The sequence below is a fragment of the Afipia sp. GW821-FHT04G03 genome (genome assembly GCF_059419985.1).
In genome coordinates, this window is the sequence record NZ_JBWKSV010000003.1 from 617,322 (window position 1) to 634,246 (window position 16,925).

At 62.1% G+C, this 16,925-nt stretch carries 17 protein-coding genes and 1 tRNA gene; 5 read left to right on the top strand and 13 right to left on the bottom strand.

From position 1 onward, the window contains the following. Nucleotides 1–37: 37 nt before the first annotated feature. The 8 genes from chrA to chpT all read right to left on the bottom strand — a co-directional run bounded on the left by chrA (nucleotide 38) and on the right by chpT (nucleotide 9,007). The gene (gene chrA / locus AC07UB_RS17300) at nucleotides 38–1,438 is read right to left on the bottom strand and encodes a chromate efflux transporter (protein WP_494654348.1); all 1,401 of its coding nucleotides are present in this window, start codon (nucleotides 1,436–1,438) and stop codon (nucleotides 38–40) included. Continuing rightward, complete coding sequence (locus AC07UB_RS17305) at nucleotides 1,435–2,265, bottom strand: chromate resistance protein ChrB domain-containing protein (RefSeq protein ID WP_494654346.1); 831 nt, start codon at nucleotides 2,263–2,265, stop codon at nucleotides 1,435–1,437. The genes chrA and AC07UB_RS17305 overlap by 4 nt, the downstream gene beginning before the upstream one ends. A 135-nt stretch (nucleotides 2,266–2,400) precedes the next feature. Next, a complete protein-coding gene (locus AC07UB_RS17310; RefSeq protein WP_492790693.1) occupies nucleotides 2,401–3,270 on the bottom strand; it encodes a CheR family methyltransferase in 870 nt (289 codons plus the stop codon). After that, complete coding sequence (locus tag AC07UB_RS17315) at nucleotides 3,267–4,442, bottom strand: protein-glutamate methylesterase/protein-glutamine glutaminase (protein ID WP_494654343.1); 1,176 nt, start codon at nucleotides 4,440–4,442, stop codon at nucleotides 3,267–3,269. Before AC07UB_RS17315 ends, AC07UB_RS17310 begins: the two co-directional genes overlap by 4 nt. Nucleotides 4,443–4,539: 97 nt before the next feature. Beyond that, nucleotides 4,540–4,905 carry a response regulator gene (locus AC07UB_RS17320; protein WP_494654342.1) on the bottom strand — a complete coding sequence of 122 codons (366 nt, stop codon included), beginning with the start codon at nucleotides 4,903–4,905 and terminating at the stop codon, nucleotides 4,540–4,542. An 84-nt stretch (nucleotides 4,906–4,989) separates the two neighbouring features. After that, a complete protein-coding gene (locus AC07UB_RS17325) occupies nucleotides 4,990–5,460 on the bottom strand; it encodes a chemotaxis protein CheW (protein ID WP_492790696.1) in 471 nt (156 codons plus the stop codon). A gap of 11 nt (nucleotides 5,461–5,471) precedes the next feature. Further along, on the bottom strand, nucleotides 5,472–8,147 hold the full coding sequence (locus AC07UB_RS17330) for a hybrid sensor histidine kinase/response regulator (protein ID WP_494654340.1): 2,676 nt from the start codon (nucleotides 8,145–8,147) through the stop codon (nucleotides 5,472–5,474). 212 nt (nucleotides 8,148–8,359) lie between these two features. After that, nucleotides 8,360–9,007 (bottom strand): histidine phosphotransferase ChpT, encoded by a 648-nt coding sequence (gene chpT / locus AC07UB_RS17335; protein ID WP_492790698.1) that lies wholly within the window; start codon nucleotides 9,005–9,007, stop codon nucleotides 8,360–8,362. 203 nt (nucleotides 9,008–9,210) lie between these two features. Here chpT and AC07UB_RS17340 point away from each other — a divergent pair, with 203 nt between their 5' ends. Beyond that, a complete protein-coding gene (locus AC07UB_RS17340; protein WP_492790699.1) occupies nucleotides 9,211–10,071 on the top strand; it encodes a 3'(2'),5'-bisphosphate nucleotidase CysQ family protein in 861 nt (286 codons plus the stop codon). Here the strand turns inward: AC07UB_RS17340 and AC07UB_RS17345 are convergent. Further along, nucleotides 10,065–10,574 (bottom strand): YHS domain-containing (seleno)protein, encoded by a 510-nt coding sequence (locus AC07UB_RS17345; protein WP_492790700.1) that lies wholly within the window; start codon nucleotides 10,572–10,574, stop codon nucleotides 10,065–10,067. The genes AC07UB_RS17340 and AC07UB_RS17345 overlap by 7 nt on opposite strands. Nucleotides 10,575–10,698: 124 nt before the next feature. Between AC07UB_RS17345 and AC07UB_RS17350 the strand changes: the two genes are divergently transcribed. The 3 genes from AC07UB_RS17350 to AC07UB_RS17360 all read left to right on the top strand — a co-directional run bounded on the left by AC07UB_RS17350 (nucleotide 10,699) and on the right by AC07UB_RS17360 (nucleotide 12,934). After that, nucleotides 10,699–11,271 carry a DUF1134 domain-containing protein gene (locus AC07UB_RS17350; protein ID WP_492790701.1) on the top strand — a complete coding sequence of 191 codons (573 nt, stop codon included), beginning with the start codon at nucleotides 10,699–10,701 and terminating at the stop codon, nucleotides 11,269–11,271. A gap of 146 nt (nucleotides 11,272–11,417) precedes the next feature. Further along, complete coding sequence (locus AC07UB_RS17355; protein WP_494654337.1) at nucleotides 11,418–12,716, top strand: hypothetical protein; 1,299 nt, start codon at nucleotides 11,418–11,420, stop codon at nucleotides 12,714–12,716. A gap of 143 nt (nucleotides 12,717–12,859) precedes the next feature. Then, nucleotides 12,860–12,934 (top strand) — tRNA-Val (locus tag AC07UB_RS17360). A gap of 3 nt (nucleotides 12,935–12,937) precedes the next feature. On the opposite strand, the gene AC07UB_RS17365 is transcribed toward AC07UB_RS17360, so the two are convergent. Next, a complete protein-coding gene (locus tag AC07UB_RS17365; RefSeq protein ID WP_494654335.1) occupies nucleotides 12,938–13,699 on the bottom strand; it encodes an outer membrane protein in 762 nt (253 codons plus the stop codon). A 327-nt stretch (nucleotides 13,700–14,026) separates the two neighbouring features. On the opposite strand from AC07UB_RS17365, the gene AC07UB_RS17370 reads away from it, so the two are divergent. After that, nucleotides 14,027–14,419 (top strand): hypothetical protein, encoded by a 393-nt coding sequence (locus AC07UB_RS17370; protein WP_492790704.1) that lies wholly within the window; start codon nucleotides 14,027–14,029, stop codon nucleotides 14,417–14,419. 11 nt (nucleotides 14,420–14,430) lie between these two features. Here the strand turns inward: AC07UB_RS17370 and AC07UB_RS17375 are convergent, their stop codons facing one another. The 3 genes from AC07UB_RS17375 to AC07UB_RS17385 all read right to left on the bottom strand — a co-directional run bounded on the left by AC07UB_RS17375 (nucleotide 14,431) and on the right by AC07UB_RS17385 (nucleotide 16,734). Further along, nucleotides 14,431–14,592 carry a Flp family type IVb pilin gene (locus AC07UB_RS17375; protein WP_494654333.1) on the bottom strand — a complete coding sequence of 54 codons (162 nt, stop codon included), beginning with the start codon at nucleotides 14,590–14,592 and terminating at the stop codon, nucleotides 14,431–14,433. A 312-nt stretch (nucleotides 14,593–14,904) separates the two neighbouring features. After that, nucleotides 14,905–15,123: a hypothetical protein gene (locus AC07UB_RS17380; RefSeq protein WP_492790706.1), complete on the bottom strand. Its 219-nt coding sequence runs from the start codon at nucleotides 15,121–15,123 to the stop codon at nucleotides 14,905–14,907. Between the two features lie 66 nt (nucleotides 15,124–15,189). Then, complete coding sequence (locus AC07UB_RS17385) at nucleotides 15,190–16,734, bottom strand: acetolactate synthase large subunit (protein ID WP_492790707.1); 1,545 nt, start codon at nucleotides 16,732–16,734, stop codon at nucleotides 15,190–15,192. Between the last annotated feature and the right edge of the window lie 191 nt (nucleotides 16,735–16,925).

Below are 16,925 nucleotides of genomic sequence, written 5' to 3' on the forward strand. Positions count from 1 at the left end.
CGTCATGACGATCCTGGAACCTCATACATGATGTGCGTCAGAGAGCTCCGGCCAAATAAAGCAGCATTCCGGCGGAGGCGCAGGCCGCCAACGTCTGCAACATCCCTGTGTTGAAGCGAAAGATCGCTGTTGCCGCCGCGACGGAAAGGGCGAGCGCCCACGGATCGACGCTCCAGAGCAGCGGGGCATCGAACGACATCCCGAAACCGCGCACCGGAGACGTTTCCCGGAATACGGTGTGGATCGCGAACCAGATCGCAAGATTGAGGATCACGCCGACCACCGCTGCCGTGATCGCCGACAACGCGCCGGTGAGCGCCTTGTTGCCGCGCAGGATCTCGATGAACGGGGCTCCGAGGAAAATCCACAAGAAACACGGCGTGAATGTCACCCACGTCGCAAGCAGGCCACCGAGCGTTCCTGCGACCATCGGCGGCAGCGTCCCCGGATCGCGGAAGGCCGCCATGAAGCCCACGAACTGGAGCACCATGATCAAGGGTCCGGGCGTTGTTTCCGCCATACCTAGTCCGTCGAGCATCTCATGCGGTCGCAGCCAGTGATAATTTTCCACGGCCTGCTGGGCGACGTAGGCCAGCACGGCGTAGGCTCCGCCGAATGTCACCATGGCCATCTTGCTGAAGAACACCGCGATCTCGGTAAACACGTTGCCCCCTCCAAGCATCAGGAAGAGCAACGCCACCGGTGTCAGCCACAGAAGGAGCCAGACCACAGCGATCCGCAACGAGCGCGCAACAGTCGGGCGCGCATGATCGGGCAATTCATCGCCAAGCAAGGCATCGACCAGCGCAGTCGACGTCTTGCTGTCATGTCCGCCGCCCGCAGCAAATGCGGGAAGGCCGGCCCGGCCGCCGAAATAGCCGATCAGCCCGGCGGTCAGAATGATCACGGGAAACGGCACGTCGAAGAAGAAAATTGCGATGAATGCAGCGGCCGCAAGCCCCTGCATGATCCGGTTCTTCAGCGCGCGTTTGCCAACGCGAAAAACAGCCTGGATCACGATCGCCAGTACCGCAGCCTTGAGACCGAAGAACAGCGCCGCGACAAATCCGACATTGCCAAAGGCGGCATAGATATAGCTCAGCGTCATGATGGCGACGACGCCGGGAAGAATGAACAAGCCGCCAGCGATGATGCCGCCGCGCGTGCGATGCATCAGCCAGCCGATGTAAGTCGCCAACTGTTGCGCCTCAGGACCGGGCAACAACATGCAGTAGTTGAGCGCGTGCAGGAATCGGCTCTCGGAAACCCAGTGCTTCTCCTCCACCAGAATGCGGTGCATCACCGCGATCTGTCCGGCAGGACCGCCGAAGCTGAGCATCGCGACCCGGAACCAGACCCAGAAGGCTTCCCTTGGAGTTGGAAAGACCGGATTGCTCCGCTCAGCGGAAAACGCGGACGTTGTCGTTACATCGCTCATGCCTTGGCTTTCACTTTTGCTTTATGGGAAGGCCAGTTATGGGTTTCGTCGGTGGCATCGCGGCACCAGCGATAGAACGCGTCATAGAGCGCGAGTCCGGCATCGAGCTGCTCGAGATCGTCCGAATACATTCGCGACAGGCCAAGCGATGCTGCAAGCAATCCCGGCGCCTCTGGTGAAAGGTCGAGAACCGCGGTGTCAGCAGCGCGCACGATCGTCGCCAGATGCTTGAGAGGCGCAGTGTCGAGACCGAACTCCTCGATCATGATATCGAAGGTGCACAGTTCACCGCGATGGCTCCAGAAGACATTTTCAATGTCAAACGGCACCGCTCCAAAACGTTCGCCGACTTCCTCCACTTCGGAAGCGGTCACAAAAAGAAAGACCGCGGACGGATCGACGAAGCGCCGGATCAGCCATGGGCAGGCGATGCGGTCAACTTTCGGCCGCGAGCGCGTCACCCAGATCGTGCGCCCCTGCTGATCGCGCGGCGGTAACTTCGCGAGGGGCACCACCGGAAACTTCGCCTTCGCCCAGGCTTCATGGCCGCCTTCCAGCACGTCGGCTGAAGCTCCGGCGTGACGGAGCCAGGCGGCGACACCCTCGCTCAGCTTCCCGCCTCTCTTGCAAATGACAACGGTTGCACCGCCGGAAAACTCGGACGCCCAGTTGGCAACTGACTCATGGTCTCGGCGGCGCGCGCCCGGAATGAATTGCGGCTCAGCGGCGATGTCCTCCGCGAGGCGAACATCGATAAGGGTCGGACACTTGGGTGTGCCGATCAGCCGGACGAGTTTGTCGGGTGAGATTGAATTGATGGAAGACATGATGCGTCCCTCTGATGAGAATGGACGCGATTCTTGGGCATGTCGCCTCGTGGGGAGATCGCTTCCCCATGCCCTATTTTAGACCTTAGGGCCCGCTGGTTGTCAATGACGCGCGCGTCGCGTTCCGGTGAAGCGTCAGCTCGACGCGACCGCCTTGTGACTGAACGTTCCCATCCCGGGCACCAGCGATGGCGACGAACGCACCGGGTTGGGGATATAGACACCGCGCATATCCGGCGCAGACCGGTAGGCGTCGGTCAGCCCGATCACCGTTTCGGCGGCACCCAGGAAAAGGTAGCCGTCGGGCTCGTTCACCTTCTGCATGCGACCGAACACATCGATCTTGGTCGGCTGGTCGAAATAGATCAGCACGTTGCGGCAGAAGATGATGTCAAAAACACCGAAATGGGAAAAATCCTGAAGCAGGTTGATCTGCTGGTAACGCACCATGGCGCGAATGTCGGCATTGAGCTGCCAGACATCGCCCACCTGCTTGAAATGCTTCACCAGCATCTGAATCGGCAGACCGCGCTGAACCTCGAACTGGCTGTAGATTCCCGACTTCGCCTTTTCGAGAACGTCCTGAGACAGATCGGTCGCGACGATTTCCGCGCGCCAGCCCGCGGGCAGTGCTTCCTTCAGGATCATGGCGAGCGAGTAAGGCTCCTGCCCGGTCGATGCCGCCGCGCACCAGATGCGCAGGCTGCGGCGATTGGCGCGCACCTTCAGCAACTGGGGAAGAACGGTGTCGCGAACGTTTTCGAACGGCACCTTGTCGCGGAAGAAGAATGTTTCGTTGGTGGTCATCGCCTCGACCACATCGACGACCGTTGCTTCCGAGCCGGCCTTGATCTTCTGGACCAGTTCGCCGATGCCCGCCAATCCGGCCTTGCGCGCAAGCGGCAGCAGCCGGCTTTCGATCAGATATTGCTTGTCGGACGACAGCAGCAATCCAGACCGGTCCTTCAGAAGCTTTCGCAGAAACTCATAATCCAAAGGTGTCACGCGCGAACTCCCGAAAATACACGAACAACCTTTGGAGCGATCTGGTTCAGCGGCAGAACGGCCGCGCAAAGTCCTGCATTGGCGACGGCGCCCGGCATGCCCCACACCACGCTGGTGGCTTCATCCTGCGCGACGACATTGCCGCCCGCATCGACGATGGTCCTGCTGCCACGCGAGCCGTCCGATCCCATCCCGGTCAGCACCACCGCGAGAATTCCGGCGTGCCAGACATCGACAGCCGACGCGAACAGCGGATCGACGGCCGGCTTGCAGAAATTGATCTGGGGTCCGTCATCGAGCGCAATGACGGCGCCGGTGCCGGAGCGCGCGACGCGCATATGGCGGCCACCGGGGGCGAGATAAATCCGCCCCGCCGTCACCGCTTCGCCATCGACGGCCTCATGGGCGGGATGCCCGCTCACGCGCCCCAGATGCTCTGCGAGAATGGTCGTGAAGGTCGGCGGCATGTGCTGTGTGATGAGAACGGGATACTGGTCGATCACAGGTCCGATGCCGGCCACCAAACTCATCAGCGCCTGCGGACCGCCCGTCGATGAACCGATCAGGAGAACGCGCGGCGGCGCGGCGCTGAACGGCCGGATCACCAGCTTCGGATGGGCGACCGGCGGCAGCGTGCCGGCCGGCGTCCGTGGCAGCGGCGCACGCGCCGGTTCCGCCGCTGGCGAAAGCGAAGGGCTGGGAACGACCGCCGAACGGCGCAGCCGCGCGCCGAGATGGCGGATTTTTTCGATCAGATCCCGCTTGAAGATGTCGGCGGCGGAAATCTCGCGGGTGCTCTCGGGCTTTGGAATGTAATCTGCTGCACCGAGCGACAGCGCCTTGAAACTGATTTCCGCATTCCGGCGGGTCAGGGTCGACGCCATGATGATGACGAGGTTGCGCTTCTTCTCGAGCAGCAACGGCAGCGCCGAGATGCCGTCCATGTCCGGCATTTCGATATCGAGAACGACAACATCGGGATCGACGCGCGAGATTTGATTGACGGCGTCCAGCCCGGTCCGGATTGACGCGGCGACCGTCAGGTCGGGCTCGGCCTCGATCCAGCGGGAAATCAGTCCCCGAATGACGGCGGAGTCGTCGACCACCATGACGCGCAACGGTTCATGACGTTGTGCAGCCGAGCCGGGCGGATTCAGGACTGCAACGCTCATCAGGACAACCAACTCTACGCAACCGAACGACAAAACGTGAAACGACTTCAGGCAAACGATCCGGACGGCGGCCGCAGGCCGCCGTTCCAGCACAGCGTCAGATCAGGCCGACCTCATGAAACTTCGCCGTCACGATTTCCTTGTCGAACGGCTTCATGATGTACTCGTTCGCGCCGGCGTGCAGTGCGCGCGCGATATGCGCGACATCGTTCTCGGTGGTGCAGAACACCACCTTCGGCCTGTCGCCGCCGGGCATCAGGCGCAGGTTGCGCAGGAATTCATAACCGTCCATCACGGGCATGTTCCAGTCGAGCAGGATTGCGTCCGGCATTCCGCGCTTGCAGACTTCCATGGCCTTCTCGCCGTCCTCGGCCTCGACGATCTGGAAGTCCAAACCTTCCAGGATGCGCCGCGCGACTTTCCGGATGACGCTCGAATCGTCAACGATCAAACATGTCTTCATTTTAGCCTCATGTTTCTGCCGTTCCCGCTTGGCGGCGCTCGACGGGATCTTGTGCGTTGCTTCCCAAATTCTTCTTTTAAGTCGTCAGGCGGCCATCATGTCTGGCGCGATCTCCAGAACGCGATCGACATCGAGGACCACCATCAATTGTCCATCGAGCCGATGGACGCCGCCGGCCATCTTCGCCATCCGCGGATCGAGATTGACCGGGTTCACCTCGCGGCTGTCGTCGGCAAGCTTGAGAACCTCGCCGATGCTGTCGATCAGCAGGCCATAGGACTCGCCGCGCAGATCGACACCCACCGCCATCGGGGGGCGGCCGTCGTCGTTCCTGGAGAGACCGAGACGCGCGCGCATATCGATCGCGGTGACGATCCGGCCCCGGAGATTGAGAACACCGGCGACGTCAGCCGACGCCAGCGGCACCCGCGTCAGCCGTTCCGGCATGAACACGTCCTGGACCCGCGAAATCGGCAGTCCGAACAATTGGCCGCCGATCATCGCGGTCACGTATTCGGTGATCCCGCGGTCGGCGCTCTCGACGTTTGCATCCATGGTCATTTTCCTTACGCCGCCTGAGTCATATCGGCGGTCTGTTCCTTCAGCGCCGCGATCAGTCCCGGACGATCGAACTTCGCGACATAGTCGTGGAAGCCGGCCTGACGGCCGCGCTCGATGGCCGCCGGCGAAACCAGCGACGACAGCGCGATGATCGGCATCGCTTCGGTGCGCCGGTCGGCGCGGATGGCCTCGGCGAACTCGAACCCGTTCATGTCCGGCATTTCGATGTCGGTCAGAACCACATCGAACTGGTTGCCGGAACGCAGCACGGTCAAACCTTCCTGTCCGCTCTGCGCGACGGTCACGCGATAGCCAGCAGCTTTCAGCACCGGCGCCAGCATGTTGCGGAAGAATGCCGAGTCATCCACCAGCAGGACGGTCTGGGCGTTCGCCGACGGGCGCATTTCCTTGCGGTTGAACCAATCCGCGAAGGCCATCGGCAGAAAATGTCCGACATCGATCACTTCGGTCGCCTGGCCCTTCACAACGGCCGAGCCCAGCACGCCATCGCGGGTGCTTGCCACTTCGATGCTCAGATGCTCCTCGACGATGTCGATGATCTCATCGACCACGAGACCCATCGAACGGCCATCGTCCGAGAACACGAGGATCGGCTGCACGCCGTTTTCCCGGAGCGACACGCCTTCGATCTCGACAAGCGGCATGAGCTGCTCGCGGTACTGAACCATGTAGCGGCCGTTCGAGAACTCGATCTTCTCGACCGCGATTTCTTCGAGCCGCGTGACCAGCGACAGCGGCACCGCCTTCGGCTGCGCCGATCCGGCGCGGAACACCAGCAGGGACGTCAGCTGCGCGTCGGAATTCGTGCGCATCGCCGCGCTTTCATCTCCGATCTCGCTTTGCGTCGCGGCCGCGGTCCCGAGCGACTGGGCGATCCCGTTCGGATCGATAATCATGATGACCGCGCCGTCGCCGAGAATCGTATTGCCCGAGAACATCCCGATATGGCGGAGCTTGGTGGACATCGGCTTGACGACGATTTCCTCGGTATGAAAAACGCCGTCGACGACGATGCCGAATGTCTGGTTGCCGACCTGCGTGACCACGATGAAGCCGTTCTCGGGGTCGATCTCCGCGCCGTCGTCGATCTTCAGAAGTTTCTTCAGATGCATCAGAGGCAGCAGCTTGTTGCGCAGCCGGAGCACCGGCGTGTCCTTGATGCGCTCGATGCGATGCTCCGAATTGGAGCGGGCGCGGACGAGTTCGACCACGGACAATTGCGGAATCGCAAAACGGTCGCCGGCGGCTTCCACGATCAGCGCGGAGACGATCGCCAGCGTCAGCGGAATCTTGATGGTGAAGCTCGACCCCTCGCCCGGCACCGACTTCACGTCGATGGTGCCGCCGATCTGGTCGATATTGGTGCGGACCACGTCCATGCCGACGCCGCGACCCGAGACACTCGTCACCGCCGCGGCCGTCGAGAAGCCGGGCGCGAATATGAACTTGTGGATCTGCGCTTCGGACATCTTGTCGATGTCGGCTTCGGTCGCCAGCCCGTTGGAAACCGCTTTCGCCTTGATGCGCTCGGTGTTCAGGCCGCGCCCGTTATCGGCAATGCAGATGATGATATGGCCGCCCTCATGATAGGCGGAGACGCGGATCGTGCCCTGCTCCGGCTTGCCGGCGGCAACGCGGTCGGCGGTCGACTCAAGGCCGTGATCGGCCGAGTTGCGGACCATGTGCGTCAGCGGATCCTTGATCAGGTCGAGCACCTGACGGTCGAGTTCGGTATCCGCGCCGTGCATCTCAAGTTCGATCTGCTTGCCGAGTTCGCTCGACAGGTCGCGCACGATGCGCGGCAGCTTCTGCCAGGCGTTGCCGATCGGCTGCATGCGCGTCTTCATGACGCCTTCCTGCAATTCGGCGGTGACGTTGGAGAGCCGCTGCAGCGGCACCTTGAACTCTGAGTCCTCGTTGCGGCGGCTGATCTCGAGCAACTGGTTGCGGGTCAGCACCAGCTCGGACACCATCGTCATCAGATGTTCGAGCGTATCGACGTTGACGCGGATCGACTGGTTGGCGACCTTGTCGCCTTCGGCGGTGTCGTTCTCGATCACCGGCTTTTTCGGCTTCGGCGCTGGCTTCGCGGCGGCCGGCTTCGGAGCCGGCGCGGGAGCGGGAGCAATCGGCGGCGAGGGAATTTCCATTTCGGTTTCGCGGAACGCGCGTTCCAGCTCATCCAGCGAGACCTCGCCGGGGCGCAGTTCGCGCTCGAGCGTCTGACCGGTCATGACGCCAGCCGTCGCGGCGGCCGGGGCAGCAGGCGCCGCCATCGCAGCCATGCCCTGATCGACCATATGATGAAGCGCGTCGATCAGATCGACGTCGGCGCCTTCCGGTTCGGCCTCGGTCGCTTCGAGTTGTCCGAGAATTTCCTTGATGCGGTCGATCGTGCTCAGGATCAGCGTGACGGCGGCACCGGTGACCGGCATTCCGTCGCGGAATTTTCCCATCAGCGTCTCGGCGGCGTGGGCGAGCGCTTCCAGGCGCGGCAATCCGAGAAAGCCGCAGGTCCCCTTGATCGTGTGAACGAGCCGGAAAACGTTATCGAGAATTTTTGCGTTGTTCGGATCCTGCTCGAAACGAACCAGCTGATTGTCGACAGTGTCGAGACTCTCATTGGTCTCGGTCAGAAATTCACGCAACAGATCGTCCATGAAACCAGGCCTTCACGCAAAACGGGCGTGCAACGCACGCCTCCCGAATGCAGTCAGTTTCAACACAAAGCGTTTAATAATGGTTGAGTAATCAGAAAAGAACGCGCTGAACAAAGCGCTAATAGGCATCGCCCCGGAAAGACGTGCTCTCCGGGGCGCCGATCATTAAGAGTTTATGAAGATGCGGCCGACGCGAACGTCAGAACCGGACGTCAGGCCGCGGTGACGGTCACCGCGTCGGGCTCTGCCGCGAGCGTCACCTTCAGCCCGCAGGCCTGCGCCAGCAGCGCCGTGTAATAAGGCTGGACGGCATGGGCGGAAACCGACCCGGCATTGTCGAGGTTCAATTGAGCCGCGACGTTTTGTGGCTCGCGGGCGTTGGTGCCGGCGGCGCGAATCGTGAAGCCCATCGTGTCGGCCTCGCCGACAGGATCGACGATGAGCTGGCCGCCGCGCGGGATCGCCTGCTGCGCGATGACGAACATGTTCAGCAGCAGCTTGACCCGGTTCTTCGCCATCAGGACGTGCGGCAGATTCCAGACGATCTTGGTCTTCTCGTCCTCGAGATGATTGCGCGTCATCTTCTGCGCCTCGCCGAGATCGATCTGCGAGCCAGCCGATCCTGCGGCGCCGTAGGCGATGCGGCAGAACTGCAGCCGCGCGGAGGTGGATTTCGCGCTCTTGCGGATCAGGTCGAGCGCGAACTCCTTGTCGTCTTCCTTATTGCTGCTGTCGAACACCTCAAGGCCGTTGACGATCGCGCCGACGGGGTTGATGAGATCGTGACAGACACGCGAGCACATCAGCGCGGCGAGTTCGAGAGCGTCGGGAGTGGGACCGGGGGTCGACGTGCCAGACATGAGATTCCTTGGATTGTCTTGAGATTCTCGGCGATTTCCTGCAACCACGATAACGATAAGGCTGCGCGGTGCTGACGCGGCGAATCACGCCTGCTCTATGATTTGATACACTGCGGCTGCTTCTGCTGCCACCGACGAGGGAATATGAACCACAGCAACCGCAGCGGATTGAAGGCCAATATGCGCGCAACCGGGACCGATCAATGACCAAAACCTCCGGGCCTGCGATCGATGTGGATGCTGCGGCAGCCCTGATGGAGCCATTGACGGACATCGTGGTCGCGGCCGGCGCGGCCATCCTCGCGGTGAGCCGTTCTACCATGCAGATCGACGGCAAGTCCGACGGCTCGCCGGTGACGGAAGCGGATATGGCCGCCGACGGCATCATTGCGAGCGGATTGAGCAAACTCGCGCCGCACATCACCGCGCTGTCGGAAGAACGCACCCATCTGGCCGAGCGCCCTTACGGACACAGCTTTTTTCTGGTCGATCCGCTGGACGGCACCAAGGAGTTCATCGCCGGGCGCGACGAATATACCGTCAATGTCGCGCTCATCAGTTCCGGCGTGCCGCTTCTCGGGATCATCGCCGCGCCCGCGCTTGGGCTGGTCTGGCGCGGACTTGTGGGCCGGCAATCGGAGCGGCTGATGGTGACGAAAGACGGCAAAACCCGTTCGGCCCAGCCGATCCGGACCCGCCCTCACCCCGCGCCGGGCGGTGCGTGGATCGTGGCGGTGAGCCGGTCGCACGGCGACGAGCGGACCGAAGCCTTCATCGCAGCCCGCCCCGGAGCGATCCGGCAAGCCCTGGGCTCGGCGGTCAAGTTCGGCCGCGTCGCCGAGGGCGGCGCCGACATCTACCCCCGGCTGTCGCCGACATCCGAATGGGACGTGGCGGCCGGTCATGCCGTGGTCACGGCGGCAGGCGGCAGAATCACGGACAGCAAGGGAGCCGCCCTGCGCTTCGGGGAGGCCCGCGAGGGCTTTCTGGTTCCGGAATTCATCGCATGGGGCGACCCGGCCACTGTGGCCGGTAACCTTCGACCAAGAAGCTTGGATCAGTAGCTCGAGAGGGTTTCCACCAGCACCGGCCAGTTGCTCCCGGCCTGTTTCAGCACGCCCTTCGGATCGGCCGCGAAGGCGCTGCGGTTGTCTTCGCGGCTGAACAGATAAAGCCGCCCGCCCGAAATCAGCCACAACTGGGGCCGTCCCGCGACGATCTTGCCCCGCGCGGCGTCGATGGGGTCGTAGCCGCCGAATTGGGGTCCGTAAATCTCCGGATGGGCCAGAAAAATGGCCCTGTTGGCTTCATTCCGGAAGCGCCAGATGCTCCCGCCCTCGTTGGCCTCGACCGCAGGCTGTCCTTTGGCCGCCTCGGCATCCGTGAAATAGGCCACCGGATCGAAACCATCGATGGCAAGGCCGCTGTGGCGGTTGACGACCACCCGTTCAGTGACCGCCGCCCATGCTCCGGCGCACGGTCCGGCCAGCCCGGCAGCGCCCGCAAGGACCGCAAGGCAGGCAATTCTAAGGTAGAGCCCTTTGTCTTCCTGCCGCCGTGCCGTCATAGTTGATGCCGATAAACATTCGAGTCGGGGACGTGGGACCGCAGCTTAGGCCTGTGCTTGTCAGCAAGGGGTTAAGCGATGGACATGAAACTCCGCCATCTGGTGCTCCAAGGGGTTTTCTTTCATGACCTTCGCTTCGCGTGTTGCGGCGCTGGTATTTGCAGCGACGATTTCCCTGGCGATGCCGGCTTCTGCCCAGCAGCGCGCCGGCGGCAGCAGCTATGGCCCCGACGAACTGTCGGCAGCAGGCCACCGGTTCTTCGGCGGCGTGTCCCGGGGCCTCGCCTCGGTGATCGAGCGCGCTGTCAGCCAATGGGGCCTGCCCAACGGCTACGTGCTCGGAGAGGAAGGCAGCGGCGCTTTCGTCGCCGGTCTGCGTTATGGCGAAGGCACGCTCTACACCAAGAACGCCGGCGATTTGCGGGTCTACTGGCAGGGGCCGTCGGTCGGCTTCGACTGGGGCGGCGACGGCGCACGCACCATGGTGCTGGTCTACAATCTGCCCGCCACCGACGCGATCTATCAGCGCTTCGCCGGCATCGACGGCTCCGCCTACATCATCGGCGGATTCGGCATGACGGCGCTGACGGCGAACGGCATCGTGCTGGTCCCGATCCGGTCCGGCGTCGGCCTGCGGCTGGGCGCCAACATCGGCTACCTGAAGTTCACCCCGCGCGCGACCTGGAATCCCTTCTGACGCTGCCGTCCGGCTTTACCGGAACGGCCTTGCGGGCGCGCTTTCGAGCGGCCCGGCGGATTCACGTTAACGCACTGTCCGGCTAGCTTTTTCCCCGCCCGCCATGGCATGGTGACCGCGTTAATTCTGGCGCAGGGATAATGCCTATGGTCGAGCCGATCATGTATCTGGCGATCGGTTTTCTGGTCTCGATGCTGTTCGGTCTGATGATCGTGCCGCTGGTGCATAACCGTGCGGTGCGGCTGACGACGAAAAGGCTTGAGGCCGCGACTCCGCTCTCGATGGCCGAAATTCAGGCCGACAAGGATCAGTTGCGCGCCGAGTTCGCAATGTCCGCGCGCCGGCTCGAAATGAGCGTCGAGCAGCTCAAGAACAAGACCAGCAGCCAGCTTGCCGACCTCGGCAAGAAATCGGACGCGATCAATCGCCTCAAGATCGAGCTTGGCGAAAAGAACGCTGCGATCTTCTCCCTCGAAGCGCGCGAGAAGGCGCTGAAGGACCAGTTGCGCGCGACCGAGGAAGAATTCGCCACCAAAACGCAGTTGCTGCGAACCGCCGAACAGCAGTTCTCCGACAAGCAGACCGAACTGGCGAAGCTCAACAGCGAATTGTCCGAGCGCTCGATGACGGCGGAAAGCCGCCAGATCGAACTGGTCGCGGTCCGCAGCCAGATCGAGGTTCTGCAAAACCGCGTCAGCGACGCCGAGAAGGACCTCGCCGGCAGCCAGCAGCGGCTCACCGATCATCGCAACGAAGCGGACATCGCGACGCGCGAGTTGAGCGCCGCGCGTGGCAAAGTGGAAGATTTAAACGGACGGGTCGGCGATCTCGACCGTCAGCTTGTATTGCAGACCAAAGAGACCGAGATGCTGTCGGCGCGCGTCACCGATCTCGAAAACCGTCTCGCCCTGCAGGGCAAGATCCTCGCCGAACGCGAATACGAGAACAACCTGCTGCGCCAGCAGGCCGAGGCCGCAAAACAGACCGAGCAGAAACTGCGCGAGGACATGACCTCGGGCGCCGGCAATTCGGCGGCGGTGGAAAAACTTCGCGCCGAAAAAGCCTCGCTCGAAGAACAACTCGGCGTCGCCCGCGACGAGCGCGCGAAACTTCAGCGCGACATCAATCTCATCCAGCAGCAGGCCGAGAGTTCCTGGTCCACCGAGCGCATGGAAAATGCGCTGCTGCGCGAACGCATCAACGACATCGCCGCCGAGGTCGCGAAGCTCGCCGTGACGCTCGAAGGCCCGGACTCGCCGATCGAGGCCATCCTCGCGTCGGAGGAACAGCCCGCGATCAGCGCCATCGTCAAAGCCACCACGGCGAACGGATCAGCTCCGAACGGCGCATCCGCGAATGGAGCGACGACCGAGGCGCGCGGCACCCTCGCCGAGCGCATCCGGGCCTTGCAGGCCCATGCCTCCCGTGCGCGCCAGCCGACCTGACGCATTCCGCCGCATTTCACCGGCAAGATCACACTTTCACTGGCGATTTAAGGCGAAATCCCGTCAGGCGGACAGGCCGCGCTTGACACTATGGCCTGCCGTTCCGTAAATCCCGGCCTGCGCGGCCGTCACCGGCCGTTCCCGGGCGCATAGCTCAGCGGGAGAGCGTTCCCTTCACACGGGAGAGGTCCAAGGTTCGATCCCTTGTGCGCCCACCAAGATCAGTATTTCGCAACAACAGGGCCGCTCCAGTTGAACTTGTAGCTGAGCCGGGCTGTGACCGAGTCAATCTTGGCCGCTACGTTGTTTTGTTCAATGGCGGGCGTTCCGGCAGGTGTCACGGGAAACACGGTTTGCGTTCCGAAGTCGTAGTGGCGATATTCTACGCCAACGATCCAGTTCTGATAGATAGCCCAGTCCACGCCGCCGCCGACGTAGTAGCCGTCTCGATTGTTGCTCGACGACGCAAAGAAAGCCGGTACGGCTGGGTTGAAACCTCGATAGTCAAGCTTCGTTGCTGCGTATCCGCCAGTGAAGTAAGGCATCCATTTATCCAGAGCGACGCCAACGCGGCCGCCCCCGGTATAGAGCGCATCTGTAAATCGGGTCTGGTAGACGGCGGTGCCCCCACAAGCTGCTGGCGGAGTACACACCGAACCATTGAACTGGTTGTCGAAAAGGGTTGCAACTTGCCCCTCGATGCCGACAACCAGCCACTGCCATTGGTATTGAGCGCCAACAAAGCCCCCAACGATGCCAGTTGTAGATCGAGAGCCAACGGTGGCGGCTGGCGGCAAGACAAACGATCCGTCCCATCGTGTCTGTGCACCGCCGGCATTCACGCCCAGATAAATGCCCGACCAATTATAAGACGCGGCGGCCATCGGCGGGGCTTTTGTGTAAGGCCGGGCCGCAATATCTGCGGCCTGCGCACCGGTTGCGGAGAGCGCGGCAACTGCAGCAGCAATTAAAAGCTTCTTCATTCGACACCCCAACGAATGCCCAGAGCAGGGAAGCACTTTAGGCGAAAGCGGACTGTCGTAAAGTAGCCCATATGGCACAGTCGGTGGATTAAGGCTGCCAGTTGAGCGGGCCGTCCATTCTAGACACTCTCATTTTACCTGCAAACTCCTTGCTCGCGGCTCCAGTTGCGCGAGCGCGCAATTGGCGCTCAAGAAAAAGATCATTGCGTTGAAGGATCTTTGACGCCCGCTCAACGCATCAGCCTGTGCACACAATGCTCAAAAATCTTCGCGTATCAACGTGAACGCAAACCTCGTTAAAGGCGACCAACAGTTTTGGGAGCTTACATGAAGCGGTTTCTGATTTTCACGGTTCTCTTTCCGCCACTCGTGCCGCTCGTTTACATTGCCGCCGATCCGGTGCTGCTCCGCGATCCTCCCGGAATCGGCTTCCTGACCTGGCTGATGGGGTACGCATACGTGCTCGCAATTGTCCCCGCCTGGCTGACGGCAGGAGTGGACTGGGCGCTGTCGCGCCAGCCGCTTTACGTGCGCCTCATCGCGACGATGCCGGTCGCGGCTATCCTGGCAGAGCTTGTCGCACGCTCCCTTGGTCAGCCAGGTCTAGATGTGACCACAGCCTTGATGGGTGCGATTCCAGCCGCGCTGTGTTCGTTGATATTGGCGTGGGCTGAACGAAGGGAAGCCGTCACGGATTCAGGAAAGAGACGCCGCGCATGACGTAACCGACGTTACGGGAGTGCCGCGCGGACGTTTTCGTAGGTGGTGCCGAGCTTGAGGCCGAGACCGTTGACCGCGCCGATGACAGCAACCGCGATGCCGCACGCGACCAGAGCGTATTCGATCGCGGTCGCGGCTTTTTGGTCGCGAAGAAAAGCAATCACCGTTTTCATGAGATCATCCTCACCGCAGTTCTTGCACGTGACGGCCTCGCGATACGAACCTGGTGGAGTGGATTTGACATTCGCGTCCCACTCGGCCGCGAGTCCGCGACGCGAATGACAAATCCAAAACTCCACCAGAGCTTATATTTCTAGTGGTCCTTTGATTCCAACATTCGCAAAAATGCCTGCCGAAACGGAATGCGAATGTTGGAATCGGACCACTATCCCGAGGCCACGGCTAACCTAGCGGCAAGAGCCTGCAAAAAACTTAATTCACCCTTTTCATGATACCGTCCGGCGGCGCGCGACCGCGCGGCCGCGTCAGCCGTGCCCGGCCGATTTCAGGGCCAGCAGCGCCAACAGCTTCATGCGCTCCGGATCGCGTTCGCCTTGCGCGGCCAACTCGACAATGTTTTTCGCCAGCGCCTGAACGCGCGCCGACCCGACCGGAAACGGCAAGGTCTCGACGGCCTCCTGAAAGGCCTGCGTCATGGCGGCGATGGTGTCGGGGCTGAATGACGAGCCCTGAAAAACATTCATGAGGAAATCCGGTGAACAGCTTGCGGAGGTCAACGCCGCAAGCCCGCACCGGGTTCCCTCGTCATGTCACATCAGGACTTCGATGAGCCGCGGACCTTTTTCACGCACGGCGTCGGTGAGCGCCTTTGAAAAATCCTCGGCTGTGGTGACGGATACACCCGACACGCCCATGCCCTTCGCCAGCGACACCCAATCGAGCGCCGGGTTGTCGATGTTGAGCATGTCGAGCGCCTTGCGTCCCGGCTCGCCCGCATCGACGCCTGCAAATTCGCCCTTGAGGATCTGATACGTGCGGTTCGCGAAAACCACCGTGACAACGTCGAGGCCTTCGCGTGCCTGCGTCCACAATGATTGCAGCGTGTACATCGCGCTGCCGTCGCCGACCATGCAGATCACCTTGCGGTCCGGACATGCAACTGCGGCACCGGTCGCGACCGGCGTCGAGAATCCGATCGAGCCGCCCATGTTCTGAAGCCAGTCGTGCGGTGCGGCGGCAGCCGTCGGCGGAAAGAAACCGCGGCCGGTGGTGATCGATTCATCGACCACGATGGCGTTTTCGGGAATGGCCATCGCAATCGCCTGCGCGATGGAGGCGTGGGTCAGCGCGCCGGTGGGTTTCGCCAGTTCGACGAGTTGCTGCGGCTTGGCGTCAGCAGCTTTCGCGCCGAGCGCATCCGCCAGCGCATGCAAGGCAGCCACCGAATTCTCGCCAGCCTCGCACATGCGATGAACTTCGCAACCTTCCGGCTTCAACAGGCTCGGCTTGTTCGGATAAGCGAAGAACGCCACCGGGTCGTTGGTCTCGACCAGAACGATGTGGCGGAAATTCTTCAGGATCGGCAGCGCCTGCTCGATCACGTAAGGAATGCGGTCGATGGAGAAACGCCCGCGCCCACGCGCCATGCGCGGATTGTAGGTCTGGCCCATCACCTTGCATCCGGTCTTTCCGGCGATGCGCGCGGCCAGCGCCAGTCCCTCTTCGGTGAGCGCCTTGCCGGTCAGCAGCAGCAGCGTCTGCTCGCCGCTGCGCAGAACGCGGGCGGCTTCATCCACGGCCTTCGGCGAATAACTGGCGCGCTGCGACTCGTCCGGCACCTGCGCGACGCCGTCGGCTTCGTTCCATGCGGTGTCGGCGGGCAAAATCAGCGTCGCGATCTGTCCGGGATGGCTTCTGGCCGCAGCGATCGCCGCAGCACCGTCCCGCGCGATCGATTTCGAATCCGGCGAGGTGCGGACCCAGGCCGACATCGGCCGGGCGATGCCTTCGATGTCCGACGTCAGCGGCGCGTTGTATTCGATGTGATAGGTGGCGTGCTGGCCGACGATATTGACGATGCCGGAATGCGCCTTCTTGGCGTTGTGCAGGTTGGCGAGGCCGTTCGCGAGGCCCGGTCCCAGATGCAGCAAGGTCGATGCTGGCTTCCCGGCCATCCGGTAGTAACCATCGGCGGCGCCGGTCACGACGCCTTCGAACAGACCGAGCACGCAACGCATACCGTCGACACGATCGAGCGCCGCGACGAAGTGCATCTCCGATGTTCCCGGATTGGCGAAGCAGACATTCACATCGCCCGCGACCAAAGTTCGCACCAGGCTTTCCGCACCGTTCATCGAGTCACTCCCTTTCAAGGTTTCTTATTGAGCTAGTGTCCTGAATCCGAAGTTCGCCTCATTTCGCAGCGCGCCCCATGGCGAACTTCGGATTCAAAAGGACAATAGAATCCCATAATCCCAGTGTGGTTTTGGTTCGCAAGTCCGCAAACAGGACGCGCTTCAAAATTGATGCGGACTTGCGAACCACC